Below are 26,675 nucleotides of genomic sequence, written 5' to 3' on the forward strand. Positions count from 1 at the left end.
GATCAAGGTAATCAACCAGAAGTGTAGCTATCAGGTTTCATCGGATGCCCTCTCACCTGCGGCGAAAGGCACCGAGATGGGGTCGTACCCGGCAAACGGGCCGATACTCCAACTTTTTTTCGGACTCATCGTCCAGACGTGTACGATGCGCCGCGGAGCGCGGCGGTTCGCGCCGCTGAGAGGGGCTCTGGGCCGCGTGGGGCGGTTCCGGACGACGGCTCAGAACTCCAGGTTCCGGCGCCCCTCGAACGCCCGACCCAGCGTGACCTCATCGGCGTACTCCAGGTCGCCGCCGACGGGCAGGCCGCTGGCCAGGCGGGTGACTTTCAGCCCCATGGGTTTGACGAGGCGCGCGAGGTAGGTGGCGGTGGCCTCGCCCTCCAGGTTGGGGTCGGTCGCCAGGATCAGCTCGGTGACCTGGCCGTCGGACAGCCGCGTCATCAACTCCTTGATGCGCAGGTCGTCCGGGCCGACGCCCTCGATCGGGCTGATGGCGCCGCCGAGCACGTGGTAGCGACCGCGGAACTCGCGCGTCCGCTCGATCGCCACGACGTCCTTGGACTCCTCCACCACGCAGATGACGGCGGAGTCGCGCCGCGGGTCGCGGCAGATGCGGCACTCGGTCTCCTCGGAGACGTTGCCGCACACCTCGCAGAACCGCACCCGGTCCTTGACCTCGACGAGCGCGTTGGCGAGGCGCTTGACGTCGGCGGTCTCGGCGGCGAGCAGATGGAAGGCGATGCGCTGCGCGCTTTTCGGACCGACGCCGGGCAGCCGCCCGAGCTCGTCGATCAGATTCTGAACAGCGCCTTCGTACATCGCCTACCACTCACTCGTCGATCTCTCGGCCTCTACCGTAGTCGAGCCGCGCGAAAGATCTCACACCCGCACCGGCCGCCGGAGACGCCAGCGGGTGCCTAGAAGCCGGGGAGGCCGGGCATGCCGCCGCCGGGCATGCCGCCACCGCCCAGGCCTTCGGCGAGCGGGCCCATCTTCTCCTGCTGCAGTTCCTCGACCGCGGACTCGGCGTCGCGGATGGCCGCGAGGACAAGGTCGGCGATGGTCTGCGCCGTCTCGCCGGCGTCGTCGGGGTCGATCGCCTTAGGGTCGATGGTGATGTCCTCGACCGAACCGCGGCCGCTCACCTTCACGGTGACCAGCCCGCCGCCCGAGGTGCCCTCGACCTGGGCTTCGTCGAGCTGCTGCTGGGCCTCCATGAGCTGCTGCTGCATCTGCTGGGCCTGCTGCAGCAGCGCCTGCATGTCCATTCCGCCGCCAGGGTTCACTTGCCAACATCTCCTTGCGTCATGTGCCGACTCTTGCGAGCGTATCCGCTCGCGCAGAAGAGGTGGGGCGGTCGCGACAGGGCGTGGTGCGCGCCGTCAGTCCGCGCTGGTGCGCGGGCGCGTCGAGGCGGACGCGATGACGTCGTCGAGGTGGTCGCGCGAGGCGATAAGCCGATCGATCATCCCCGAGATGCGCTCGCGCTCCTGGGCGAGGGTATCCAGCAGGTCGGGGGCGGGGTCGCCGCGCTCCTGGGCGTACAGGCAGGGCAGCAGATCATAGATCCCGGCGCTGGACAGCCCGGCGGCGTACAGGCACTGGATGCGATCGACGCGCTCCACCGCCTCCTCGGAGTACTCGCGGTGGCCGCCGGCGGTGCGGCGTGCCGCCAGCAGGCCCTGCTCCTCGTAGTAGCGCAGTGACCGCTCACTGACGCCGGTGCGGCGCGCCAGCTCCCCGATGCGCACTATGACCTCCGACACATTGGGTTGAACCTGACATGGATGTCAGATTCTAGGCTGCCGCACATGGACATCGACACCCCCGCCCACGGCGTCCCCAGCCCCCTACTGACCAGCGCGGACCTCGCCGGAACCGAGCTCCCCAACCGCATCGTCATGGCCCCCATGACCCGGCTGCGGGCCGACACCAGCGGCGTGCCGCAGCCCATCATGGCGCAGTACTACGCGCAGCGCGCCAGTGCCGGGCTGATCGTCTCCGAGGGCATCTCGCCGAGCGTCCGCGGCCAGCAGTACCTCACCGAGCCCGGCCTGTTCAGCGAGGAACAGGTCGCCGGGTGGACACCGGTCACCGCGGCCGTGCACGCGGCGGGCGGCCGGATCTTCGCGCAGATCATGCACGCCGGGCGCAACGGGCACCCGGACAACCGGATCGACGGCGGTCAGCCCGAGGCCCCCTCGGCGGTGCCGCTCACCCGCCCGCTGCACACCCTCGACGGCAAGATCGACCCCGTCATGCCGCGGGCCATGACCACCGCCGACATCCGCGCCGCGATCGACGACCACGCCGCGGCGGCGCGCGCCGCCCTCCGCGCCGGGTTCGACGGCGTGGAGATCCACAGCGCCAACAGCTACCTGCCGCACCAGTTCCTCGCCGACAACACCAACCTGCGTGACGACGCCTACGGCGGAAGCCCGACCGCACACGCCCGGTTCGTCGTCGAGCTCACCGAGGCCGTGGCCGACGCCGTCGGCGCGGACCGCGTCGGCCTGCGCATCGCACCGGGCAACCCGGAGAACGAGATCACCGAGGCCGACCCGGCGCCCGTCTACCGCGCCCTGCTGTCGGCCGTCGACCCGTTGGGCCTGGCCTACCTGCACGTGACCGACAACCCCGACTACCCCGCCCTGGACGACCTGCGGCCGCGGTGGAGGGGAACGCTCATCGGCAACACGGGTGAACACGAGGCGACGACCCGGGAATCGGCGGAGCGGCTGATCCGGGACCGGCGGGCCGACCTCGTGTCGGTCGGCCGACCGTTCATCTCCAACCCCGACCTTCCGGAGCGCGTCGCGGCCGGGATCGCGTGGGCGCCGATCCGGGAGAAGAACTTCCACTACACCTCGGGGCCGCGCGGCTACATCGACTACCCCGCCGCGCGAGAGGTCGTGGCCGGGTAGCGACACGCCCGGCCGGGGCGGGGCCGAAATGGCGTCCACGCGGCTCCGCCCCCGCTCATTTGAGCAGGTCGGACCCAGTGTGGGCCATCGCACCCACCTGCGGAGACCCGTTGAACCGAAATCCACTCCGTCATCACTTGGTATCTATATGGGGTCAAGGCGCGCGTCTGAGGATCGATGAGCACTGACCGTTCGAGTGGACGGATTCGACATATGGTCCGCATGGTCCGACCCCATCGCCTCCCCACCCCCGACCGGCGCAGTTTCCTCGCACTGACTGGCATCAGCACCGCGGCTTTCGTGCTCGGCAGCAACGTGGCCGGGCATGCCGCCCCCATCGACCGCCCGGTTCCGGACAACCCGTTCTCCCTGGGCGTGGCCTCCGGAGACCCGACCCCCGACGGCGTGGTCCTCTGGACCCGCCTGGCCCCCGACCCGCTGGCCGAAGACGGCCACGGGGGCATGCCCGCCCACGACTACACCGTCGAGTACGAGGTGGCCACCGACGACCGCTTCCGCGACGTCGTCCGGCGCGGCAGCGCCGTGGCCACCCCCGACCTCGCGCACGCCGTGCACCCCGAGGTGGCGGGGCTGGAGCCCGGGCGCGAGTACTTCTACCGGTTCCGCACCGGAGGCGAGATCAGCCCGGTGGGCCGCACCAAGACCGCGCCCGCGCCCGGCGCCAGCGTCTCCTCCCTCTCCCTGGCCATCACCTCCTGCCAGGCCTGGTACCACGGCCACTACACGGCCTACCGCGACATCGCCGAGCAGGACCTCGACCTGCTGCTGTTCCTCGGCGACTACATCTACGAGTACGGGATCACCTCGGCCAACCGGCTCCGGCAGGGCGCCCCCGAGCTCAGCGAGGCGCACGCCGCGGCCGTCCTCACCCTGGAGCAGTACCGGCTGCGGTACGCCCTCACCAAGACCGACCCCCACCTGCAGGCCGCGCACGCCGCGGCGCCCTGGGCGGTGACCACCGACGACCACGAGGTGGAGAACAACTACGCCGACGCGCACTCCCAGTACGGGGTGTCCCAGGAGGACTTCCTCCGGCGCCGGGCCGTGGCCTACCGCGCCTGGTACGAGAACCAGCCGCTGCGCGCCGCGTCCCTGCCCAAGGGCCCGGACATGCGGCTCTACCGCCGGCTGCGCTTCGGCCGCCTCGCCGAGTTCAACGTCCTGGACACGCGCCAGTACCGCGACAACGTCCCGGCCGACGGAGGCGCTCCCGGCGGGGACCGCACCGACCCGGAACGCAGCATCCTGGGCACCCAGCAGGAGGAGTGGCTCTACAAGGGGCTGAGACGCAGCGACGCCACCTGGAACGTGCTGGCCCAGCAGGTGGTGATGGCCCTCATCGACCGCGACACCGGGCCGGGCCTGGAGTTCAGCATGGACCAGTGGGACGGCTTCCCCGCCAACCGCCAGCGGCTGCTCGACACCCTGACCGAGTACGACGTGTCCAACCCCCTTGTGCTGACCGGCGACATCCACCGGCACGCGGCCGCCGAGCTCAAGGAGGACTTCGACGACCCGGACTCCGCCACCATCGGCACCGAGCTGATCACCACGTCGGTGTCCTCGGACGGCAACGGGTCGGACCGGGACCATTTCGCCCCCATCTGGCTGGGCAACGACCATGTCAAGCTCTACAACGCCCGGCGCGGCTATGTTCAACTGCAGATGACCCCGAGCGAAGTCACGTCGGACTTCAAGGTGATCGACCAGATCGAGGCCGACGACTCAGGGACCGTGAGTACCGTGGCCAGGTTCGTCACCGAGGAGGGCCGACCCGGCCTCGAACCGATCGGCGGAGGACGCCCGTGAGCAGACCCCCCATGCCCGTGACCCGGATCGCCGCCCAGGGACGCGTCGGCGCGATCGACCTGTCGTGGAAGCTCCCCGGATGGGATCCGCTGGTCGACCACTTCGCGATCCATATGTCGGAGGACCCCGAAGTCGAGCTGACGCCAGAGACGCTCATCGGCAAGACCGTCTACGGGCGCTTCACGCACGACACGCTCGGGCCGCGGGCGGAGACGCGCCACTATCGGATCGTCACGGTCGACGCGGCGGGACGGCGCAGCCGCCCCTCGCGGCTGGTGCGCGGGGTGTCGACCGAGTCGATGACCATGCGCGGGCGCCCGTTCGCGCAGGTGGGAGAGTTCGACTCGAAGAGTCTGGAGCTGGCGCTGGCCCCCGACCGCGGCCAGCCCGACTACCTGTCGACGTTCCCCGATGGCGTCGACTTCCGGCACGGACAGAGCGACCCGGCCACGGACTGGTGCTACCTGCACCCGGGCCCGCGCGACCGGTGGGCCGGGCATCGGGCGCACACGTTCCGGCTGCGGTTCGACATGGCCTACGCGCCGACGGCCGACCCCGGGTTCGTGATCTGGCTGATCGACACGCACGCCACCCTGGCCGGGACCGCGACGCTCGCGGTCAACGGGGCCGAGGTCACCGAGGTGGAGTTCGAAGGCGGGGCCACCCGCGGCTCCCTGGAGGGCGACGCCACCGTGCCCGGCACGGCGCTGGTCCCCTCCTTCGTCGAGCTGCGGCTCCCGGCTCAGCGCTTCGCCGCTGGGGAGAACGCCATCGACATCACCAAGACGACGGGGTCCTGGCACGCCTACGACGCGGTCGGGGTGTTCGAGCTGGAGCGGTGAGCACCGCGCCGTTCTCCTCCGCCCGCAGACGGCACACATGCCCGATTCAACCCCTCGATGTCCGGGGACAACCGTGACCGGTGGCACCGCGCTCCCCGCCCTATCGACCACCGAATCGGAAGCGTGTAGAGATGATCACCGCCGCCCAGCGCCATGCCGCGCTGATCGACTCGCTCATTCAGTCCGGTGAACTGGTCGACGACCGGCTGATCGCCGCCTTCCGGGCGACGCCGCGGCACCTGTTCATCCCGGAGGTCGGGGCGCTGACCGTGCACGGCACCGTGCTCGACGCGCGCACCAGCCCCGAGGCGTGGCTCGCGGCCGTCTACTCCGACGACGCGATCATCACCCAGGTCGACGACGGCGACCCGACGCGCCGTCGCCATCTGCCCACCTCCTCCAGTTCCGCGCCGACGATCATGGCGCGCATGCTGGAGGCCGCCGACCTGGGCGACGGTCAGCGTGTGCTGGAGATCGGGACCGGCACCGGGTGGAACGCCGCGCTGCTCGCCGCCCGTCTCGGCGACACGAACGTGACCTCGGTGGAGGTCGATCCCGCCGTCCTCGCCGGTGCGCGCTCCGCGCTGGCCGCGGCGGGCCGTTCACCCGCCACGCACCTGCGCGACGGCGCGCTCGGGTACCCGCCGGGCGCCCCGTACGACCGGACGATCGCCACGTGCAGCGTGACCCGCGTTCCCCGCGCCTGGATCGAGCAGACCCGGGTCGGCGGGCTGGTCGTGACCCCGTGGACGGCCATGGAGGGCGCCGGAGTGCTCGCCCCGCTGACCGTGGCGGAGGACGGCTCGGCCTCCGGGCACTTCCGCGGCGGACTGGGGTTCATGCTGCTGCGCTCGCAGCGCATGCCCGATGTGCCCCCGCACGGCCTCGACGCGGAACCGGACGAGACCCGCGTCGTCGACGAGGACGTCATCAGCCCGCTGACCGAGTTCGCGACCGCGTTCCCGATCACCTTCATGGTGCCGTCGTGGCGCATGGGGCTGCGGAGCATGGGCACCGGGATGGGGTTGTGGCTGTCGGCCACCGACGGGCCGTCATGGGCGCGCGTCTACCCCTACGGCGACGAGTGGGCGGTCGAGCAGGGCGGGCCGCGCTCGCTGTGGGACGAGGTCGAGCGCGCGACGGCCGAATGGGGGGCGCTCGGCGCGCCCGATCACGACCGGTTCGGGCTCACCGTGGCGCCCGATGAGCGGCACCGGCTGTGGCTGGACACACCGGACGGCCCCGGCTGGGACTTCGTGCTGCCGGACCGCTGAGAGCCGGCTACCGAAGATTCACCACCGACGCCTCCGGTCCCTCCGTTGATCTCGGGGATACCGGGGTCTCACGCGCGATTTTCCCCCGATATCTCCGAGGTCAACGCAGGAGCGGCGCGCAAACCGACACGGCACGTGAAAGCTCGGTGGTCGTGCCCTCGTCGGCCCCGGTGCCGCCGACGAGGGCACGGTGGAGTGCGTCGCGACGATCGCGACACCCACGGGCGCACGGCCTAGTCACCGGAACCGTGCTTCTTCTGTTTTCTGTTCCCCGCTCCTGAGCCCCGGCTGCTCCGCTGCTGCATGCGGCGCAGCAGGTCGCGCTTGTCCTGAAGCGGATCGGAACGCCCGGCCCCGGTCTGCTTGGCCGTGTCACCACCGCGCAGCTGCGCGCGGGACACGCTCTTCCGCTGACCGCCGACACCCAGCAGGCTGTTTCCATCTCGCGGCATACGCCACCTCCCTGATCGAACAATCCGAGACGTTTCGTCTCGCTCGATTTCGAGCATGCACCACCGCGATCGAGCATGTCAAGACGATACGTCTCGTTCCATTGGTTGGTAGGCTCGTGGCATGCCATCCGACAACGTCCCCAGCAGGCCCCGCCGCAGCGAACGTGCGCGGCGCGCCATCCTCGACGCCACCTATGACCTGGTGTTGGAGAAGGGCTACGCGAAGCTCACGATCGAGGCGATCGCCGCGCGGGCGGGGGTGGGAAAGCAGACGATCTACCGCTGGTGGCCGTCCAAGGGCGCGGTGATGATCGACGCCTTCCTGCCCGAGGGCGCCGGAGAGGAGACCGAGGTCGACCTGCCCGACACCGGCGACCTGGCGGCGGATCTCAAGGGGGTGCTGCGCGCGACGGCCGACGAGTTCGCCGACCCCGCCTTCAGCGCGCGGCTACGCGCGCTGAGCGCCGAGATCCTGCTGGCACCCGAGCTGGCCCCGGACGTCGCGGAGCGCGTCCTGGGTCCGGGACTGCGGGCCTACAAGAAGCGGCTGCTCGCCGCGCAGCAGGCGGGTGTGATCGCCCAGGGCGACGACGTGGACCTGGACGTGGCCGTGGAACTCCTCCTCGGCCCGCTCCACTACCGGTGGCTACACGACCTCGGCGGGATCACCCACGACTACGTCGACACCCTCGTCGACTTCACCCTCGCGGCCCTCCGGCCGGGCGCGACGACTACGTCGTCCTCCTCGTCCTAGGCCTGGTGGCTCGGGCGGCGTCGACGACGTTGTCTTTAGAGTGAGCCCCATGGCAGTCGTTTCTCTGCGCATCATCGGCCGCGACCTGCCGGGGCGCGAATGCGGTGAATACCGGAACATCCATGTCGCCGTGCAACGCGGGCGCGAGCCGGAAGGGGCCGTTCCGGGAGATGCGGCGGAGGCCGTCTGGGAGTTCACGGTTGAGACGGTCGTCGCGCCGGACGGGACCCCGGACTTCCGAGGGCCTTATGTCCACGGGCGGCGCGGGGCGCGGTTCCTGTATCTGACCTGGGGCGAGCAGCCACCCGGGGGACCGTTCACGATGTTCCGCCGCGCCAAACTCTTCCTCGACGACCTCCCGGCGGAGGCCCTCGATCGAGGCACTGCCGAGGGAGAGCTCGGGCTGACGGACTCCTGCGGCATGGCGCGTTGCGCGGCAGTGCGCCCGCCCGACATCACCTGGAGCTACTGACGTTCCAAGCGTGATGTCCCGCCCCGTCTCTCCCGTTGATCTCGGCGAAGCGCACCGAATTCCAGCGGTTCTTCGGTGCGCTTCGCCGAGATCAACGGACGAAGCGGTGACATCGTTGGTGGAAGGTCAGTAGTGGCTCACCACACGGCCATGGCCAGGTGTCAGCGGGACCACGACATCCGCGTCACTGCGCGGTGTGGTCGATCTCGTCGATGAGCTTGCCTCCGAGCTCGCTCTGGATCAGCGAGTACCCGGTCGGCTGCGGCGTCTCGTTGACGGACGGGTCGTCCGCCGGGTCGGACATGGCGGACTGAGGTTCCGGCTCCGGAGCCGGAGGCGGAGCCGCCGCGGCGTTCTCGTAGGGGTCCGGAGGAGGCTCCGGGAGGTCGCTGACGGGGCGCTGCGGTCGCTCCTCGTCCGCGGCGGGACGCTGTTGCGGCTCGGGCGCGGGAGACGCGGGAGACGGCTGCGGCTGGCTCTGCGGTTGCGCGGGAGCGTCCCACCCCGCCGGTTCCGCGGCCGGGGCAGGAGCGGCGGGAGGCGGAGTCGGCGCCGCCGGACGCTGCGGCGCGACGGGCGGTGCACCGTTCGCGGCCACCGCCGTGACACGCACCTCCATACCGAGGATGTGCTGGATGGCCCCGGCGACCACCTGGTCGCTGCCGCTGTTGGAGAAGCCCTTGGCGTCGTTGGACCGCGAGAAGCCCAGCTGCACCGTGCTTCCCTCGACCGCGACGGGGCGCGCGTCGCTGCCGCTGAGCACCATCCAGGTGAAGCGGCGCATGCCCTTGACGGCCTCCAGGATCTGCCCCCAGGACGCCTGGAGCGTCCCCAGATCGAGGCCCCCACCCGACGCGGGCTGGGCAGCGGCGGCACCGTGCGCCGGAGAAGCAGCCGGAGCCGGATCCGCCGGGGCGGCGGAAGGAGCCGGAGCTGCGAACGCCTCGGGCCAGTCGTCGCCCCGCGGAGCCGCCGGACGCGCGGGCGCGGCCTCGGGCTCCGGAGGCGGCGACGCGGCCGGGGTCGCGGGCGCGACCGGTGCGGCCGGGGCTGCCGCGGCCTGCATGACCGCACCACCTACTGTTCCCGAGATCACGTTGCCCGTGGTGGGTGCAGCTGGCGAGCCCGGATTCGATGAAGCGCCCGACGCCACTCGGCGCTCCAGCTGGTCCAGGCGGGCCAGCAGGGCGCCGCCGTCGCTGCTCGGGTCGGCCGCGGGCAGCAGCACCCGCGCGCACAGCAGTTCCAGCAGCAGGCGCGGCGACGTGGCGCCGCGCATCTCGGTCAGCCCCTGGTTGAGGATCTCGGCGGCGCGGGTGAGTTCGGCCGGTCCGAGCCGAGTGGCCTGCTCCCGCATCTGGTCGACGGCGTCGGGCGAGACGTTGATCAGGCCCTTGTCCAGCGCGTCGGGCACGGCCGCGAGCACGACCAGGTCGCGGGTGCGCTCCAGCAGGTCGGCGGTGAAGCGCCGGGGGTCGTGGCCGCCCTCCATGACGCGGTCGATCAGGCCGAACACCGCCGCGCCGTCGCGGGCGCCCAGCGCGTCGACCATCTCGGTGAGCAGCCCGGAGTCGGTGTAGCCGAGCAGGGCCACCGCGCCGTCGCGGGTGATGCCGCTCTCGTCGGAGCCGGCGAGCAGCTGGTCCAGGATGGACAGCGAGTCACGTGCCGACCCCGCGCCCGCACGCACGACCAGCGGCAGCGCCGCCGGGTCAAAGGGGACGCCCTCCTCGGTGAGGACCTCCTCCATGAGCTCGCGCAGCGTGCTCGGCGGGATGAGCCGGAACGGGTAGTGGTGCGTGCGCGACCGGATGGTGCCGATGACCTTGTCGGGCTCGGTGGTCGCGAACACGAACTTGAGGTGCGGCGGCGGTTCCTCGACGAGCTTGAGCAGCGCATTGAAACCCTCGCGGGTCACCATGTGCGCCTCGTCGATGATGTAGACCTTGTAGCGCGAGTTCACCGGCGAGAAGAACGCGCGTTCGCGCAGTTCCCGCGCGTCGTCGACACCACCGTGGGAGGCGGCGTCGATCTCGATGACGTCGATGCTGCCGCCGCCGTCGGGAGCGAGCGCGACACAGGGCTCGCACTCCCCGCACGGATCGGGGGTGGGACCTTGCACACAGTTGAGCGAGCGGGCGAGGATCCGGGCGCTGGACGTCTTCCCGCACCCGCGCGGCCCGCTGAACAGGTAGGCGTGGTTGATCCGCCCGTTGCGCAGCGCCTGGCGCAGCGGCTCGGTGACGTGCTCCTGCCCGCGCACTTCGCCGAACGTCGCAGGCCGGTACTTGCGATACAGCGCGATGCTCACGGCGCGTTCACTTCTCCCTCCGCACGTCCACGCCCTCCATTGAACCGCGTAACAGTGACACCCCGCGCCGGATCCGACGGAACTCGGGAGAGGAGGAGACGGGAAACCCCAGACCAGGGAAGAAAAAGGACCCCCCGCGCACCCGCCAGAGCTTACTTATCCTTGCTGCCTTCCGGCCCTGGGGAGGTTCATAAGGTGACGCCGCACGAGGGGTCTGCTTGGAGTCTATAGGACACAGCGGACCCCTGAGTACCCCCGAGCCTCACACCCGACCGTCCCTCGCCGCGACACCCGCCACAGTGCCCGGCCGTCGACGAAACCGTTCGAAGCACTCCCGAATGGCCTGTAAAGTGGTCTGCGGAGGATTCGCCTAGAGGCCTAGGGCGCACGCTTGGAAAGCGTGTTGGGGGCAACCCCTCACGAGTTCGAATCTCGTATCCTCCGCCAGCCTCAAGCAGGCAAAACGAAGGCCCGAACCAGGTGCGTGGTTCGGGCCTTCGTCGTTTCGCCGTCTCAGTTCTCGCCTCCGTTGCCCCACAGCCGGGGAAACACAGAACCCATCCGATGCGGCACCGGCCAAGGCGACCCCGCTCCGGGCGCGTCTCCTCGAATCCCTGCCGGACCGCCACCGATGACCCGCACCTGCGTCACTCACGCATGTTCGACCCCCCGGTAGGGGAATTGGGACCCTCACGCTATGCAGTTTGATCACATTTCGTGAAATTATTATCACTGTGGATAGTGAAACCGATGCCACCGCGGAAGCGAGTCACCCCCTCCCCACCAGCCGAGATCGGCCTCAAGCCACACCGGTGACGGCGGACTCGCTGACCGTAGGGGTGGAGGAGGAGTATCTGCTGGTCGATCCGGTGACCCGGGAGGTGAGCTCACACGGCCCGAGGGTGGTGGCTCAGGCATCCTCCGGGCTCGGCGACCGGGTCAGCACCGAACTGACTCGCTACCAGGTCGAAGCACGGACCGAACCGCATACAGCGATGGAGGGCCTCGGCGAGCAGATCCGGTCGATGCGAGCCTCCGTGGCACGCGCCGCTGGACGGCATGGCCTGCGCATCATCTCGAGCGGAGCTCCGATCCTCGGCCAGTCGCTTCCCCCGCCCTTCTCGGACGGACCTCGGTACGCGCAGAGCGTCGCGACCTTCCGCGCCCTGGACGACGAGCAGACCGCCTGCGCCTGCCACATTCACATCGGTATGCCCGACCTGGACCGGACTCTCCAGGTCAGCAACCACATGCGCCCCTGGATCCCGGTCCTCATCGCCCTGATGGCCAACTCGCCCTACTGGGCGGGCCGAGACACCGGTTATGCGAGCTGGCGCACGATGACCCTGGCACGCTGGCCGGTCGCCGGCCCACCGCCGTATTTCGAGTCACCCGCGCACTTCGACGACCTCATCGGCCGCGTCATCGAGGCCGGCGCCATCCTGGACCGCGCCGGCCTCTACTGGGACATCAGGCCCTCGAACCACGTGCCGACCCTGGAGGTCCGCGTGGCCGACGCTCCCGTGACCGCCGACGACACGCTCCTGCTCTCCGCCGTCGTCAGAGGCATGGTCGCAACCGCACTGACGGCGATCGACGCCGGGGAACCGGCGCCGCATCCGAAGCCGGAGATCCTGCGTGGGGCCTGCTGGCGTGCCGCACGCGACGGACTGACCGGACAGAGCGTCGACCTGTCCACCGGCCGCCTGATTCCCGCGGCGGCGCGAGTTGATCAGCTCCTGACGTGGATCCTGCCCGCTCTGCGCGACCAGGGCAGTCTCGCCCTCGTGTCCGATGGATGGTCACGCCTGCGCGCCAGTGGCAACGGAGCCGACCGCCAGCGCGTCGCCTACCGCCGCCGCATCAGCCTCTCCGACGTCGTCGACCACCTGATCGCCGCCACCACCCCTGCCAACCGCGATCCGGGCTAACGACGGCCCGCTTGGCGCGCGAGCTCCTGCTACTGGACGCGGGTATGGAGACCGACACCCTTGACACCGCGGACATCACCCGCACCCTGCCCCTGTCCGGACACTTCTCACCCCTCCAGCGGCAGGTGGACAAGATGGTGCTGGCCGCCCAGGAGGCGGGCATGGCCGCCCTGCGGCCGGGCGGCGAGACGCTGCCGGTGGAGCTGTGGGGCATCGGGGCGCGGATCAAGGACGACCTAGTCATCACGGCCGACGGCGCACAGCTGATGTCGCGGGCACTGGCGCGCGCTCCAGAGGCAATCAAGACGTGGACCGGCGTACTGCTCAACGGCTGACCAATGTGCGTGTCGGCATCTCTTGTCGGTGTGAGTGCCATGTGAAATATTACTGACGTGCTCACGCGAAACCTCGCGGACGTCGTCATCGTCGGGGCCGGCGTGGTCGGCGCGGCCTGCGCCTACTACGCGGCCCGCGCCGGTCTCGACGTCTCTGTGATCGACCGCGGCCCGGTCTCGGGCGGCACGACGGGAACCGGGGAGGGCAACCTCCTCGTCTCCGACAAGGAGCCCGGCCCAGAACTCGCCCTCGCCATGCTCTCCCTGGGACTGTGGCGGGAACTGGCCGACGTGCTGCCCTCGCGGATCGAGTACGACGCCAAGGGAGGCCTCGTCGTCGCCTCGAACGAGTCCGGGGCACGGGCGCTGCGCGACCTCGCGGTGCGCCAGAGGGTGGCGGGCGTCACGGCGCACGAGGTCCCGGCCGACCGGTTGCGCGAGCTGGAGCCCCACCTGGCCTCCGGTCTGGCGGGCGGCTGCCACTACCCGCAGGATGCCCAGGTCATGCCCGCGTTGGCGGCAGCGCATCTGCTGCGCGCCGCCGGAGGCCGGGTGCGGCTGCGGCTCGGCGAGGAGGTCACCCGCCTACTCACCGGAGCCGACGGCGCGGTGCGGGGGGTGCGCACTCAGACCGGCGAGATCCCCGCCCCCTACGTGGTGAACGCCGCCGGCGCCTGGGGCGGCGAGTTCGCCCACCGTGCGGGAGTGGAGCTGCCCGTGCAGCCCCGCCGCGGCTTCGTCCTCGTCACCGAACCGCTGCCGCGCGTGGTGCGGCACAAGGTGTACGCGGCCGACTACGTCGCCGACGTGGCCAGCGATGCGGCCGACCTGCAGAGCTCACCGGTGGTCGAGGGCACCGCCGCGGGCCCCGTCCTGATCGGTTCCAGCCGCGAGCGCGTGGGCTTCGACCGGTCGTTGTCGGTACCGGTCCTGCGCCGCCTCGCGGCCGGGGCCACCGCGCTCTTTCCCACCCTGGCCGGGGTGCGGGTGATGCGGAGCTATGCGGGATTCCGGCCGTATCTGCCCGATCACCTGCCCGCGATCGGCCCTGATCCGCGTCGGCCCGGGCTCGTGCACGCGTGTGGTCACGAGGGCGCGGGTGTCGGACTGGCACCGGCGACGGGGCTGGTCGTCGCGCGCTGGCTGAGCGGCGGTGACCTACCCCTGGACATCCACCCGTTCCGGCCTGAGCGGTTCCCCACCGCCGCCTGAACGCCCTCCACCCGCTATGAGAGGAGGCACCCATGGCACGTACCCCGGCCGAGCTGGCCGCGGCGCGCCCCGGACCGCCGTTCGAGATCACCGTCGACGGCCGCCCGGTCACGGCCCTGCCCGGGCAGTCCCTTGCCGCCGCCCTATGGGCCGCGGGCATCCTGGCGTGGCGTACCACCCGCATCGGCGGCCGCCCGCGCGGAGCGTTCTGCGGGATCGGCCAGTGCTACGACTGCCTCGCCACCGTCAACGGCCGCCCCAACCGCCGGGCCTGCCTGCTTCCCGCCCGGGCCGGCGACGTGGTCACCACCCAGGAGGGACACGGCCGTGCCGAACCCGACGTCTGACAGCGCGCCGCACGACGGCTACGACCTCGCGGTCATCGGCGCGGGCTGCGCCGGTCTGGCCGGTGCCGCGGCCGCCTCCGAGCTCGGACTGTCGGTCGCCCTGCTGGACATGGCGCGGCAGACCGGCGGCCAGTTCTACCGGCGTCCGGCCCCGGAACTGCGGGTCGAACGCCCCCAGGCCCTCCACCACGACTGGTCCGTATTCACCGGTCTGCGCCGACGCGTAGCGGCCAGCGGCGTCACCCGGCTCACCGGGCACCATGTGTGGAGCGTCACGCGGGAGGACGACGGAGGCGGCAACGTGGAGTGGGTGGTCCACGCCGCGACCGGCGCTGATGGCGGCGACGAGCGGCCGGTCCGCGTACGGGCACGGGCCATCCTGCTGGCAACCGGGTCCTACGAACGCCACCTCCCCTTCCCCGGATGGACGCTGCCCGGTGTCGTCGGCGCCGGGGGCGCCCAGGCGATGCTCAAATCCGGGCTCGTCCTGCCTGGCAGGCGGGTGTTCGTCGCGGGCAGCGGTCCCCTCCTGCTGGCCGTCGCCTCCTCACTCGCCGCCGCCGGGGCGCGGATCCCCGCCGTCGTAGAAGCGTCGGGCTACCTCGGCTACTCCCGCCGACCGGGGGTACTCGCCGCCAACCCGCTCAAGCTCGGTGAGGCGGTGACGCACGGGGCGGCGCTGCTGCGCCACCGGGTGCGGCTGAGCACCCGGAGCGCGGTCACCGCCGCCCATGGCACCGACCGCGTCGCAGCCGTCACCGTCTCCCGGCTCGACCGTGACTGGCGCCCTGTGCCGGGGTCGGAGCACCGGATCGCGTGTGACGCGCTGGCCGTGGGGTTCGGCCTGGCCCCGCAGATCGAACTCGCCACAGCGCTGGACTGTGCCACGCGGCGCGCCGTTGACGGCACCACCGCACTCGTCCTGGACGGGCTCCAGCGGACCTCGGTCCCCGGCATCTGGGCGGCGGGCGAGACCGGTGGCATCGGCGGTGCCCACGTGGCCCGCGTCGAGGGGGAGCTGGCGGGCATCGGCGTCGCCGCCCAGCTCTCCGGGCGGGGCGCCCTGGTCAGGACCGGCAGGGTGCGCACGCTCCGGCGCCGTCGCGACCGGATGCGCGCCTTCGCCGACGTCATGGCCGCCGCCCACGCGCCAGGGCCGGGCTGGACGCGGTGGTTGACCGATGACACCGATGTGTGCCGCTGCGAGGAGGTCACCGCAGCCGACATCCGCGAGGCCGTCACCGACCTCGGCGCCCGCGACGCGCGCAGCGTGAAGCTGCTGACCCGCGCGGGCATGGGCTGGTGCCAGGGGCGGATGTGCGGGGCGGCCGTCACGTGCCTCGCGGCCTCGGGCGGCGAGAGCGTACCGCCGTCGGCCGAACGGCGCCCCTTCGCCGTTCCCATCACTCTGGCCGCGCTCTCCTCCCCCGAGAGCCCGGCCGACGCCGACGCGCCGTCCACGGCACCACCGGATCCCGCCGTGACCGACGACTGACCTCCGCTTTCCACGGCAGGAGACCCGTCCCACCCGGTCCGGAACACCCGACCATTAATGCAATGTCACACACCATAGAAAGGCTTGCCCTGGCATGGACGCCACCCCCTGGACCGCCGACCGTCCCTGGCGCGGCATCATGGTCGCCACCGCCCTCCCGCTGCGCGACGACCTCTCCGTCGACTACGACGCCTACGCCGAGCACATCCGCTGGCTCGTGGACAACGGCTGCGACGGCGTTGTCCCCAACGGCTCACTCGGCGAGTACCAGACCCTGACCCACACCGAGCGCGCCCGCGTGGTCCGTACCGCCGTCGAGGCCGTGGGCGACGGCGCGCGGGTGATGCCCGGCGTTGCGGCCTACGGCAGCGCGGAGTCCCGCCGCTGGGCCGAGCAGGCCGCCGACGAAGGCTGCGGCAGCGTCCTGCTGCTGCCGCCGAACGCCTACCGCGCTGACGAGGCGGCGGTGCGGACCCACTTCGCGGAGGTCGCGAAGGCCGGGCTGCCCGTCGTGGCCTACAACAACCCCATCGACACCAAGGTCGACCTCACCCCCGCGCTGCTCGCGCGGCTCCACCGCGACGGGAGCATCGCGGCCGTCAAGGAGTTCACCGGCGACGTGCGCCGGGCCTACGAGCTCGCCGAACTCGCCCCCGAGCTCGACCTGGTGATCGGCGCCGACGACGTCGTGGTGGAGCTTGCCCTCGCCGGTGCCGTCGGCTGGATCGCGGGCTACCCGAACGCCTTCCCCGCCAGCTGCGCCGACCTGTACCGTGCGGCGGTCGCCGGTGACCTGGAGACGGTGCTTCCCCTCTACCGGTCGCTGCACGCGCTGCTGCGCTGGGATTCCAAGACCGAGTTCGTCCAGTCCATCAAGCTGTCCATGGACATCGTCGGCCGCTCGGGCGGCCCGGTCCGCCCGCCGCGCTCCCCGCTGGCCGGGAAGATCGCGGCCGGGGTACGCGCGGCCACCGAGAAGGCCGTGGCCGACGGCCACCGCTGACCTTGCGAAGGGAGACCGATCCTTCATGCGTACGCGTCATGTCTACAGCGCCGTGGATTCGCACACCGAGGGCATGCCCACACGCGTGATCACCGGGGGCGTCGGGGTGATCCCCGGCGACACCATGGCCGAGCGTCGGCACCACTTCATCGAGCACCTCGACCACCTGCGCACGCTCCTGATGTACGAGCCGCGCGGCCATGCCTCCATGAGCGGCGCGATCCTGCAGCCGCCCACCCGCTCCGACGCCGACCACGGCGTCCTCTACATCGAGGTCTCTGGATCGCTGCCCATGTGCGGCCACGGCACCATCGGCGTCGCCACGGTCCTCGTCGAGACGGGCATGGTGCCGGTCGTCGAGCCCGTCACCACGGTCCGCCTCGACACCCCGGCCGGGCTGGTCTCGGCGGACGTGCACGTCGAGAATGGCGCGGCCACGGGGGTCACGCTCACCAACGTCCCCGCCTTCTGCGTCGGCTTGGACCGCAAGGTCGACGTGCCGGGGTACGGTTCGGTGACCTACGACCTCGCCTACGGCGGGAACTTCTGCGCCTTCGTCGAGCTGGACGCGCTGGGGCTGCCGTTCGACCGCTCACGCAAGGACGAGCTGCTGACCGCCGGACTCGCGATCATGGACGCCGTCAACGCGTCCCCGGACCGGCCCGTGCACCCGGAGCGGCCGGGGATCGCCGGACTCAAGCACGTGTACCTCGCCGCCTCCGGATCCGACGCGCACCGCTCGCGGCACGCCATGGCCGTCCACCCGGGCTGGTTCGACCGCTCGCCCTGCGGCACCGGAACCTCCGCGCGCATGGCCCAGCTGCACGCACGCGGTGACCTGCCGCTGCACCGGGACTTCGTCAACGAGTCCTTCATCGGCACGGCGTTCACCGGCCGCCTCATCGAAGAGACCCGGGTGGGCGGCGTGGCCGCCGTGGTGCCGCGCATCACCGGACGCGCCTGGATCACCGGCACCGCCCAGTACTTCCTCGACCCCGACGACCCGTTCCCCGGAGGCTTCCTGCTATGACCGACCACGCCGCACACGTCGCCTCGCGCAACCCCGCCGACCTGGTGATCGACGCCCTCGCGCCCGGCGCTCCCGCCACCGCCGCCCCCACGGTGTCGCCCGCATTGACAACGTGACATTGTACCGTGGTGCTCCACGGGAAATACGGAGGGAACACCGATGGGGCACCTGAAGCAGCGCAATCTCCTCGCCGCCACGGAGCGGCTGCGCGATCAGGTCGCCCATGCCCTGCGCGCCGCACTGATCTCCGGCGAGCTGCACCCCGGAGAGGTGTACTCGGCACCCGGACTCGCGGAGGACTTCGGCATTTCCGCTACCCCGGTACGCGAAGCGATGCTCGATCTCGCCCGCGAGGGCCTGGTCGAGCCTGTCCGGAACAAGGGCTTCCGGGTCACCGAGGTCAACGAGCGCGACCTCGATCAGTACACCGAGATCCGCACCCTCATCGAGGTGCCCATGGTGGGCCGCATCACCCGCAGCGCCACGCGCGAGGAGCTGGAATCGCTGCGGCCGGTGGCCGAGGAGATCGTCAGTGCCGCGAGCCGGCACGACCTCATCGGCTACCTGGAGGCCGACCGGCAGTTCCACCTGTCCCTGCTCGCACTCGGCGGCAACGACCGCCTCGTCGAAACCGTCGGAGATCTTCGCAAGCGTTCCCGCCTGTACGGCCTGCCCGGCCTGAACGAACGCGACCAGCTCATCCCCTCGGCCGAGGAACACATCGAGCTCCTCGAACTGATGCTGGCGGGGGACGCCGAGGGCGCCGAGAAGTGCATGGCCCGCCATCTGGGACATGTGCGCTCACTGTGGGCCTAGAAGCACGGACGCCCGACCGGATGGCGGACGTCAGTTCCGCCTCCCACCCCGGCGTCCGCCTCGGCGCCGGCCCCGCCGTACCCCGTCGCCGCCTCCCGCAATCAGCGGCAGCGGCCCGCACCGCCCTCCGCTTCACAGCACAGGGACAGGAGTCGGAGACAATAACCGCGGCGGCGTCAGGGCTCGGAAAGGCAGGGCATCTGTGAAGGCCAGGTTCGACACCACGACCACACAGGTTGCCCTGGCGGAAGAGGGTGTGTGCCTACTGCCCCCGGACACCGTCAACGCCGCGCTGGGCATCGAACCTTCGCGGTGGACGCGCTTCGCCGCCCACTGGGATGACCTGGCCGACGACCCGTACGTGGCCGCGCACGGCACGCGGCGCCAGCGGCGCTACGACCGGTTCTCACTCACCCCGGCGAACGGGGAGCTGGACCCGCTGCCGCACACCCCCTTCATCCAGCCGGGACACACGAATCCGCTCTATCCCGATGTGGAGCGCCACTTCGCCCCGCTCACCGCGGAGTTCCAGAGCGAGCCGCTGATGCGCGCTCTGCTCCTGCTGCTCGGACGGTTGGCGAGCGCCCTGGACGACGCCGCTACCTGGACCTCCTACGTCCACCCGATGCGCGTCATCGCATCGGCGGACAGCCAGGGGGATCCCACCCCCGAAGGACGGCACCGCGACGGCGTCACCCTGGTCACCTCGTTCTTCGTCGGTCGACGCAACGCCACCGGCGGAACCACCACCGTCGTCACCTCTGCGGGAGAGCCCCTGCTGACCACGGCACTCGACCAGCCGGGAACTCTGCTCCTGTGCGACGACCGACGCACCCTGCACCAGGTATCGGCCATCCAGCCGACCGACCCCGCCCGGCCCGCGTTCCGCGATGCCTTGGTGACCACACTCGTTCCGGCCTGACGACCGCGCCGTCGGTCCCCAACCGCCCGCATATCCGCGGTGACCACCGATGACGCGGATAGGCTGTGGCCAATGGAGATCTTCCACCTGCGCTACTTCATGGCGGTCGCCGATCATCTCAGCTTCTCCAAGGCGGCACGGCAGCTGCACATGGCGACATCGCCGCTGAGCCAGCGGGTGCGGGATCTCGAACACGAACTCGGCCAGCGGCTGTTCGACCGGGACTCCCACCACGTTGAGCTGACCCGGGCCGGTGCGGCACTGCTGCCGGTCGCCAAGGACGTGGTCGGCCGGTTCGACGACATCCCCTGGCGGTTGCGCCAGGAGATGCGCTCCGAGCGCAAGACCGCCTACGTGGGCGTCACGCCCGCCCTGCACCCGGGTCTGCGGGAGCGGTTGACGCGGCTCGAAGAGCGCTGCGCGGAGGAGTTCGACGTCAAGCGCTGGCCCGGGAACAGTGCGAACCTCGTGGCCGCGGTGCAACGCGGCGACCTGGCCATGGCGCTGGTCCACCTGCCCGTGCACGCCGATCGGATCGAGGTGCTGGAGCTCGTGCACGAGCCCCTGGGCGCGCTCCTTCCCTCCGCCGAATTCGGTTCGCGGAGTTCGGTGTCGCTCAGCGAACTCACCGATTACACGTATGTGTGCTCCGCCCCCGGGACACTGCCGACGTATTTCGAACAGCTCAAGGTCCGGCTCAGGGCGGCAGGGATCCGCAAAGAGGTCACCCTCAACATCGGTGACTACGCGAGCGTTCGCGAGATGGTGGCGAATGGATCGGCATTCTCGATCACCCTCCTCCGGGCGGGCAACGACGTCGCGAATGGCGAAAACGGCGGTTCCGTCGTCAGGTCGGGATACTACGGCTCCGGTCCGTGTGTCGTGGTGCCGTTCCAGGACTTCGCACCGGCGCTGCCGACCGGGCTGATCTGGCGCCGCGACAGGGCCGATCCCGAAGGCGACCTGCATCACCTGGTGCGGGAGGCGCAGGCGGTGTTCTCCGACCCCGTCGAATAGAAACCCCATTATCCCACCCCGATCCGGGTGTACCTCAAGAACCGCGTGACCGCTCTGGTCACGCCGTTTTTCTTTTATTGGTGTCACCACTGGTTTGTATTTCATCCCAGCACCGCAATAGTGTTTTTTGCGACCCCCACAAATCCCCCAGCGTGCATTCTCTTATTTCGGCACTGGAGTGGTGATGGAATCCACAGAAGAATCGGCGGAGCTGCCCCCGGCCCGTGAGTCGTCGGGCCCGCTGGCCGGAGTCCGCGTTATCGACATGGCCACGGTGGTGATGGGGCCCTACGCCGCACAGATCCTCGGGGACCTCGGCGCCGACGTCATCAAGATCGAGTCGCCCAACGACACGGTCCGGAACGGCACACTGCACCGCACGCCCGGAATGACGCCGCTGAACCTCAACGTCAACCGGAACAAGCGCAGCGTGGCCCTCAACCTGAAGGACGAGGCTGGGCGCGCCCAGGCGCTGGAGTTGATCGGCGGCGCCGACATCCTGATCACCAACATGCGCATCGGCGCCCTGCGCCGCCTCGGCATGGACTACGACAGCCTCGCCGCGGCCAACCCCCGACTGGTCTACGTCCACGCCCAGGGGTTCCGCTCCGACTCCGACCGGGCCGGGTTCGCCGCCTACGACGAGACCATCCAGGCCGCCTCCGGCCTGCTGGACCTGGCACAGCGCGCGGGCGACGTGGGCGCGCCCGTCGTCCTGCCGAGCATCTTCGCCGACAAGGTCGCCGCGCTCACCATCGTCTACAGCGCGCTGGCCGCACTCGTCCACCAGCGCGCGGCCGGCCGAGGACAGCACGTCGAAGTGCCGATGGCCGACACGCTGCTGGCGTTCAACCTGGTCGAGCACTTGCAGGGCCGGGTCTTCGAGCCGCCGATGGGCGGCACCGGTTTCCCGCTGTCCATGAACAAGGGGCACCGGGCCCGGCCGACCAAGGACGGCCTGGCGATGATCATGCCCTACAGCCCGCAGAACTTCCGCGACCTGTTCGCCGCGGCGGGCCGCCCCGATCTGGCCGAGGACCCGCGGGTCAACGGCAAGCTCATCGACAGCCAACGCGACGGCAAAGACCTGGTCGACCTGATGGAGTCGGTGACGCCGCACCTCACCACAGCGGAGTGGATGGAGGTGTGCGCCAAGCACAGCATCCCCGCCGGGCCCGTGCTGCGGCTGGACGAGGCGGCCGACGACCCCTACATCCAGGGCGGCCGCCTGCTGGACGTCGCCGAACACCCGAGCGAGGGCGCCTACCGCGTTGTCGGCGTGCCCATGGCGTTCTCCGCCACCCCCGCCGCCGTGCGCCGCCACGCGCCCCTGCCCGGTCAGCACACCGACGAGGTGCTCACCGAGCTCGCCGACAGCGGGAGCGCCCTCGCGGACGACACCGCCACGGAAGGAGACCGCCGATGAGCGCGACCACCGATGCCGCGACGCCCGTTGTCCGGACCGAGAGTGCCGACGGCGTGCTCGTCATCACGATCGATCGGCCAGAGGCCCGCAACGCGGTGAACGCGGCCGTCGCCACGGGCATCGCCGCCGCCGTCGACCGGCTGGAGAACGAGCCGGAGCTGCGCGTGGGCGTGCTCACCGGCGCGGGCGGCACCTTCTGCGCGGGCATGGACCTCAAGGCCGCCGCGCGCGGCGAACAGGTGAACGTCCCCGGCAAGGGCTTCGCCGGGCTCACCGAGGCCCGAACGGCGAAACCGCTCATCGCCGCCGTCGAGGGGTACGCCATGGGCGGCGGGTTCGAGCTGGCCCTCGCGTGCGACCTGGTGGTCGCGGCCGACGGCGCCCGCTTCGCTCTCCCCGAGGTCAAGCGAGGCCTGATCGCCGGTGGCGGCGGGGTGGTGCGGCTGCCCAAGCGCATCCCCCACCACCTGGCGATGGAACTGCTGCTGACCGGCCAGACCGTCACCGCCGAACGCGCCCGCGACCTCGGCATCGTCAGCCGCGTTGCCTCCGACGGCGACGCTCTGGCGGCCGCGCGGAACCTCGCCGAGGAGATCACCCGCAACGCGCCGCTGGCCCTGGCGGCGGTGAAGAAGGTCGTCCGGCTCTCCGACGGGGCGACGGAGGCCGACGCGTTCGCCGCACAGGCCACCGAGGTGGGAGCGCTGCTCCGCTCGGCCGACTTCTCCGAGGGGGTACGCGCCTTCGCCGAGAAGCGCACCCCGGAATGGACCGGACAGTGAACCGCGAACAGATTCTGCGGAGCGTCAGCACGCCGCTCACGGCTCCCGCCTACGCACCCGCCGCGGCCAGGTTCACCAACCGCGAGTACCTCAACATCGTGTACCGCACGGACCCCGAGGCGCTGCGCGCCGTGGTACCCGAGCCGCTGCGCATCACCGAGCCGCTGGTGCGGTTCGAGGTGATGAAGATGGGCGACGTCACCGCCTACGGCCCCTACGTCGAGGCGGGACAGGCGATCCCCGTGCGCTTCGGCGACGAGCAGGGCGAGTACCTGCACGCGATGTACCTGGACAACTTCCCGGCCACCGCCGCGGGGCGGGAGGTGAGCGCCTACCCGAAGGCCATGGGCACACCCGCCCTGTACGCCGACCACGCCGCGCTGGTGGGCACGCTCGACTACGGCAGCCTGCGGGTGGCCACGGCGACGATGGGCTACAAGCACCACCCGCTCGACCCGGCCCTCGCCCACGAGCAGGTCGCCGTCCCCACCTACATGCTCAAGATCGTCCCGGGCTACGACGGCGCACCGCGCGTCTGCGAGCTCGTCCGCACGCAGATCACCGACCTCGTGGTCACCGAGGCCTACACCGGCCCCGCCCGGCTGCAGCTCTTCGAGCATGTCCTGGCCCCGCTGGCGGACCTTCCGGTACGCGAGATCGTCTCCGCCAGCCACATCATCACCGACCTCACGCTGTCCCAGGCCGTTCCGTCCACGACTACCTGGCCGAACGTCCTGAAACCGCCAAGGAGGACGCGTCATGCCGATAACCCAGAACTCCCACCGCGACCTCCGGGTGCGGGCCGCACCACCAGTACCGGTCCCGACAGCGGACACCCGGCGCACCCCGCGCACAGCGGACCGTGGCAGTCGTCGGGCCGGCACCATCGGGCTGTCGTGGGCCGCGCTGTTCGCCGCCAACGGCATCGCGGTGGTCGTAACCGACCCCGCGCGGACCTCGACCAGGCCCTCGCCGAAGCGCTGCCGGGCTCGCCGACGGACTGCCCGGAAGCGACGTCGAGGAGCTGCGCGGCCGCATCCGCACCACGCACGACCTGGCGGAGGCGGTCGCCGAGGCCGACCTCGTCCAGGAGAACGGTCCGGAAGACGTCGGCTTCAAACGGGACTGTTCGCCGAGATCGCCCGCCAGGCCCCGCGAAGGCCGTGCTGGCCACGTCCAGCTCCGGCATCGTCGCATCCGACATCGCCGCGGAGCTGCCCGACGACGACGCCGCGCGGATGCTGGTCGCGCACCCCTTCAATCCGCCGCACACGGTCCCGCTCGTGGAGATCGTGCCGGGGGAACGCACCGCGGAGGAGACCGTCGCGGCGGCCACCGCCTTCTACCGGTCGCTGGGCAAGACCCCGGTGCGGCTGCGCACGGAGATCCCGGGTTCGCGGCCAACCGACTCCAGAGCGCCGTGCTCCAGGAGGCGATCCACCTGGTGCTCAGCGGGTCGTCGACGCCGCCGAGCTCGACACCGTGATGAAGGCGTCGCTGGGCGGCCGGTACGCGACCATCGGCCCCTTCGAGAGCTTCCACCTCGGCGGCGGGCCCGGCGGTATCCGGCACATGATGGAGCACCTCGGGCCGGGCCTCGCGCGGGGCTGGCAGAACCTGGGCCACCCCGAACTGGACGGCGCCGCCGTTGACACGCTCATCAGCCAGATCGAGGCCGCCTACGGACACGGCCCCGACGCCTACCGCGAGCGCGCGGCACTGCGCGACCGCAAGCAGCTCGCCGTCAACGACGCGCTGCGTGAGGCCGAGCGGACCTGACGCGGCCTGACGCCGCTCCGGAAGGGCGGGGCCGGGGCCGCCCGCCTCCCCCTCCACCCACCACTGCCACCTGCGTTCCCTCTGTAAGGAGTACCGCCATGCCCAAACCCGCCAACCCGGCATCCGACTTCTTCGGCTTCGCCGACCTGCTCAGCGACGCCGAACGGGCCGAGCTCGCCGCCATCCGCGACTACCTGGAGAGCGAGATCAAGCCGCTCGCCAACACCGCCTGGGACCGGGCCGAGTTCCCCTTCGAGGCGATCGAGAAGTTCGCCAAGCTCGGACTGGCCGGGTACGCCTACCCCGAGTACGGCGACGGCCGCCCGCGGGGCGAGCTGTTCTCCGGCTTCCTCTCCATGGAGCTCAACCGGGTCGACCCGTCGCTGGCGGTCTTCTCCGGCGTCCACACCGGCCTGGCGATGGGCAGCATCTACGGGGGCGGCAGCCAGGAGCAGCGCGACCGGTGGCTGCCGGACATGGCCGCCATGAAGAAGATCGGCGCCTTCGCGCTGACCGAGCCGGAGGGCGGATCCGACGTCGCCGGAGGCATGCGCACCACCGCCCGGCGCGACGGCGACACCTGGATCCTCAACGGCGCCAAGCGGTGGATCGGCAACGGCACCTTCGCCGACCTCGTCGTGGTCTGGGCGCGCGATACGGCGGACAACAGCGTCAAGGGGTTCGTCGTGCCCAAGGGCGCTCCGGGCTTCACCGCAACGAAGATCGAGGGCAAGATCGCGCTGCGCACCGTGCAGAACGCCGACATCGTGCTCGACGAGGTGCGGGTGCCCGAGGCCGACCGTCTGCAGGGCATCAACACGTTCCGCGACACCGCCGCCGTTCTGGCCCGTACCCGCGGCGGCGTGGCCTGGCAGGCGCTGGGAGTGGCGGTGCGCGCCTACGAGCTGGCCCGCGAGTACGCCGTCAACCGTGTGCAGTTCGGCCGCCCCATCGGCGGCTTCCAGATGATCCAGGACCTGCTCGTCAAGATGCTCGGCAACATCACCGCCATGTTCGGCATGGTGGTGCGCCTCAACCAGCTCGTCGCGGCGGGCGAGGGCAGTGCCGAGCAGGCCGCCCTGGCCAAGGCGTTCACCACCACGCGGATGCGCGAGTGCGTCGCGTGGGCCCGGGAGCTGTTCGGCGGAAACGGCATCGTCCTCGACTACGAGATCGCCAAGTTCTTCGCCGACGCCGAGGCCGTCTATTCGTTCGAGGGGTCGCGCGAGATGAACACACTGATCGTCGGCAAGGCCATCACCGGACACAGCGCGTTCGTGTAGACGACGCGCACGAGGCGCAGGCCGAAACGCGGCAGGGCCCGAACCACCCGGGTGGTTCGGGCCCTGCCGTTCTCTGGTCTCACGGGGTCTGAGTCGTGTCCGAGAAGGGGCCGACACCACTACGGAAGCCCATCACTGATCGCTCCCAGGCCGCAACACGCTGTAGACCACGACGAATGCACCACCAGCAACCATCGCGCCCTGGGCCACGGCGTGGGCGGGGGGATCACCCCCCGCCCACCACAGCAGCCCTATCGCCGCCCCCGCCAGGCACGCGCTGAGAAATGCGAAATAGAGACGCGCTTCGATCGCGCCACGATCGGCTGATGCCCTCTGCGGACGCACAGAGCTCCACCGGTGCTGCTTGGTGCGCTCAATCCAGCATCCAGAACAGATATTCCGAAACATGAAAACATCCCTTCATTGGAAGAAAAGCAG

At 70.8% G+C, this 26,675-nt stretch carries 26 protein-coding genes, 1 tRNA gene, 1 other RNA gene and 1 pseudogene; 23 read left to right on the forward strand and 6 right to left on the reverse strand.

What is annotated here, in order from left to right; all coding sequences use genetic code 11:
* Positions 1-219: 219 nt before the first annotated feature.
* The 3 genes from recR to CDO52_RS01590 form a co-directional block, all read right to left on the reverse strand.
* The gene (gene recR, locus CDO52_RS01580; RefSeq protein WP_017620501.1) at positions 220-819 is read right to left on the reverse strand and encodes a recombination mediator RecR; all 600 of its coding nucleotides are present in this window, start codon (positions 817-819) and stop codon (positions 220-222) included.
* A 98-nt stretch (positions 820-917) separates the two neighbouring features.
* On the reverse strand, positions 918-1,268 hold the full coding sequence (locus tag CDO52_RS01585) for a YbaB/EbfC family nucleoid-associated protein (protein WP_017620502.1): 351 nt from the start codon (positions 1,266-1,268) through the stop codon (positions 918-920).
* Positions 1,269-1,382: 114 nt separating this feature from the next.
* Entirely contained in the window at positions 1,383-1,751 is a 369-nt protein-coding gene (locus CDO52_RS01590; RefSeq protein WP_017620503.1) for a MerR family transcriptional regulator, read from the reverse strand.
* A gap of 36 nt (positions 1,752-1,787) precedes the next feature.
* On the opposite strand from CDO52_RS01590, the gene CDO52_RS01595 reads away from it, so the two are divergent.
* The 4 genes from CDO52_RS01595 (at position 1,788) to CDO52_RS01610 (ending at position 6,870) form a co-directional block, all read left to right on the forward strand.
* On the forward strand, positions 1,788-2,924 hold the full coding sequence (locus CDO52_RS01595) for an alkene reductase (protein ID WP_232524363.1): 1,137 nt from the start codon (positions 1,788-1,790) through the stop codon (positions 2,922-2,924).
* A gap of 222 nt (positions 2,925-3,146) precedes the next feature.
* Complete coding sequence (locus tag CDO52_RS01600; RefSeq protein WP_026126134.1) at positions 3,147-4,754, forward strand: alkaline phosphatase D family protein; 1,608 nt, start codon at positions 3,147-3,149, stop codon at positions 4,752-4,754.
* Complete coding sequence (locus CDO52_RS01605) at positions 4,751-5,596, forward strand: polysaccharide lyase family protein (RefSeq protein ID WP_026126135.1); 846 nt, start codon at positions 4,751-4,753, stop codon at positions 5,594-5,596. Before CDO52_RS01600 ends, CDO52_RS01605 begins: the two co-directional genes overlap by 4 nt.
* Before the next feature lie 131 nt (positions 5,597-5,727).
* The gene (locus CDO52_RS01610; protein ID WP_017620507.1) at positions 5,728-6,870 is read left to right on the forward strand and encodes a methyltransferase domain-containing protein; all 1,143 of its coding nucleotides are present in this window, start codon (positions 5,728-5,730) and stop codon (positions 6,868-6,870) included.
* Positions 6,871-7,103: 233 nt separating this feature from the next.
* On the opposite strand, the gene CDO52_RS01615 is transcribed toward CDO52_RS01610, so the two are convergent.
* The gene (locus tag CDO52_RS01615; RefSeq protein WP_017620508.1) at positions 7,104-7,322 is read right to left on the reverse strand and encodes a DUF6243 family protein; all 219 of its coding nucleotides are present in this window, start codon (positions 7,320-7,322) and stop codon (positions 7,104-7,106) included.
* Between the two features lie 121 nt (positions 7,323-7,443).
* Between CDO52_RS01615 and CDO52_RS01620 the strand changes: the two genes are divergently transcribed.
* Positions 7,444-8,076 (forward strand): TetR/AcrR family transcriptional regulator, encoded by a 633-nt coding sequence (locus tag CDO52_RS01620; RefSeq protein WP_017620509.1) that lies wholly within the window; start codon positions 7,444-7,446, stop codon positions 8,074-8,076.
* Between the two features lie 49 nt (positions 8,077-8,125).
* The gene (locus CDO52_RS01625) at positions 8,126-8,548 is read left to right on the forward strand and encodes a DUF5990 family protein (RefSeq protein WP_017620510.1); all 423 of its coding nucleotides are present in this window, start codon (positions 8,126-8,128) and stop codon (positions 8,546-8,548) included.
* 184 nt (positions 8,549-8,732) lie between these two features.
* On the opposite strand, the gene CDO52_RS01630 is transcribed toward CDO52_RS01625, so the two are convergent.
* Both CDO52_RS01630 and ffs read right to left on the reverse strand, forming a co-directional pair.
* Positions 8,733-10,859, reverse strand: a complete 2,127-nt coding sequence (locus CDO52_RS01630) for a DNA polymerase III subunit gamma and tau (protein WP_017620511.1) — start codon at positions 10,857-10,859, stop codon at positions 8,733-8,735.
* Positions 10,860-10,981: 122 nt separating this feature from the next.
* Positions 10,982-11,077: signal recognition particle sRNA small type (gene ffs, locus CDO52_RS01635), an RNA gene on the reverse strand.
* A 141-nt stretch (positions 11,078-11,218) separates the two neighbouring features.
* Between ffs and CDO52_RS01640 the strand changes: the two genes are divergently transcribed.
* From CDO52_RS01640 to CDO52_RS01715, 17 genes and pseudogenes are all read left to right on the forward strand, one after another.
* Positions 11,219-11,306: transfer RNA gene (locus CDO52_RS01640), tRNA-Ser, on the forward strand.
* Positions 11,307-11,671: 365 nt separating this feature from the next.
* The gene (locus tag CDO52_RS01645) at positions 11,672-12,790 is read left to right on the forward strand and encodes a carboxylate-amine ligase (protein WP_017620512.1); all 1,119 of its coding nucleotides are present in this window, start codon (positions 11,672-11,674) and stop codon (positions 12,788-12,790) included.
* 11 nt (positions 12,791-12,801) lie between these two features.
* Entirely contained in the window at positions 12,802-13,125 is a 324-nt protein-coding gene (locus CDO52_RS27070; protein ID WP_017620513.1) for a M24 family metallopeptidase, read from the forward strand.
* A 57-nt stretch (positions 13,126-13,182) separates the two neighbouring features.
* A complete protein-coding gene (locus tag CDO52_RS01655) occupies positions 13,183-14,337 on the forward strand; it encodes an NAD(P)/FAD-dependent oxidoreductase (RefSeq protein ID WP_017620514.1) in 1,155 nt (384 codons plus the stop codon).
* Positions 14,338-14,369: 32 nt separating this feature from the next.
* Complete coding sequence (locus CDO52_RS01660) at positions 14,370-14,684, forward strand: (2Fe-2S)-binding protein (RefSeq protein ID WP_017620515.1); 315 nt, start codon at positions 14,370-14,372, stop codon at positions 14,682-14,684.
* Positions 14,665-16,179, forward strand: a complete 1,515-nt coding sequence (locus CDO52_RS01665) for an NAD(P)/FAD-dependent oxidoreductase (RefSeq protein WP_017620516.1) — start codon at positions 14,665-14,667, stop codon at positions 16,177-16,179. Before CDO52_RS01660 ends, CDO52_RS01665 begins: the two co-directional genes overlap by 20 nt.
* A 94-nt stretch (positions 16,180-16,273) precedes the next feature.
* On the forward strand, positions 16,274-17,182 hold the full coding sequence (locus CDO52_RS01670) for a dihydrodipicolinate synthase family protein (protein WP_017620517.1): 909 nt from the start codon (positions 16,274-16,276) through the stop codon (positions 17,180-17,182).
* 25 nt (positions 17,183-17,207) lie between these two features.
* The gene (locus CDO52_RS01675) at positions 17,208-18,212 is read left to right on the forward strand and encodes a proline racemase family protein (protein ID WP_017620518.1); all 1,005 of its coding nucleotides are present in this window, start codon (positions 17,208-17,210) and stop codon (positions 18,210-18,212) included.
* A gap of 159 nt (positions 18,213-18,371) precedes the next feature.
* Complete coding sequence (locus CDO52_RS01680) at positions 18,372-19,028, forward strand: GntR family transcriptional regulator (protein ID WP_017620520.1); 657 nt, start codon at positions 18,372-18,374, stop codon at positions 19,026-19,028.
* A 202-nt stretch (positions 19,029-19,230) separates the two neighbouring features.
* Complete coding sequence (locus tag CDO52_RS01685) at positions 19,231-19,950, forward strand: 2OG-Fe dioxygenase family protein (protein ID WP_017620521.1); 720 nt, start codon at positions 19,231-19,233, stop codon at positions 19,948-19,950.
* Positions 19,951-20,022: 72 nt separating this feature from the next.
* On the forward strand, positions 20,023-20,967 hold the full coding sequence (locus tag CDO52_RS01690; RefSeq protein WP_017620522.1) for a LysR family transcriptional regulator: 945 nt from the start codon (positions 20,023-20,025) through the stop codon (positions 20,965-20,967).
* Between the two features lie 184 nt (positions 20,968-21,151).
* A complete protein-coding gene (locus CDO52_RS01695; RefSeq protein WP_017620523.1) occupies positions 21,152-22,393 on the forward strand; it encodes a CaiB/BaiF CoA transferase family protein in 1,242 nt (413 codons plus the stop codon).
* A complete protein-coding gene (locus CDO52_RS01700) occupies positions 22,390-23,175 on the forward strand; it encodes a crotonase/enoyl-CoA hydratase family protein (protein ID WP_094932171.1) in 786 nt (261 codons plus the stop codon). The genes CDO52_RS01695 and CDO52_RS01700 overlap by 4 nt, the downstream gene beginning before the upstream one ends.
* Positions 23,160-23,816 (forward strand): annotated as a pseudogene (locus tag CDO52_RS29345) (acetoacetate decarboxylase); the annotation flags it as partial. The gene CDO52_RS01700 and the pseudogene CDO52_RS29345, both read left to right, overlap by 16 nt.
* Before the next feature lie 522 nt (positions 23,817-24,338).
* The gene (locus tag CDO52_RS29350) at positions 24,339-24,827 is read left to right on the forward strand and encodes a 3-hydroxyacyl-CoA dehydrogenase NAD-binding domain-containing protein (protein ID WP_394340784.1); all 489 of its coding nucleotides are present in this window, start codon (positions 24,339-24,341) and stop codon (positions 24,825-24,827) included.
* A complete protein-coding gene (locus CDO52_RS27965; RefSeq protein ID WP_198345815.1) occupies positions 24,748-24,954 on the forward strand; it encodes a hypothetical protein in 207 nt (68 codons plus the stop codon). The genes CDO52_RS29350 and CDO52_RS27965 overlap by 80 nt, the downstream gene beginning before the upstream one ends.
* A 98-nt stretch (positions 24,955-25,052) precedes the next feature.
* Complete coding sequence (locus CDO52_RS01715) at positions 25,053-26,237, forward strand: acyl-CoA dehydrogenase family protein (protein WP_017620527.1); 1,185 nt, start codon at positions 25,053-25,055, stop codon at positions 26,235-26,237.
* Positions 26,238-26,675: the final 438 nt, after the last annotated feature.

The organism is Nocardiopsis gilva YIM 90087, assembly GCF_002263495.1.
Lineage (GTDB): Bacteria > Actinomycetota > Actinomycetes > Streptosporangiales > Streptosporangiaceae > Nocardiopsis_C > Nocardiopsis_C gilva.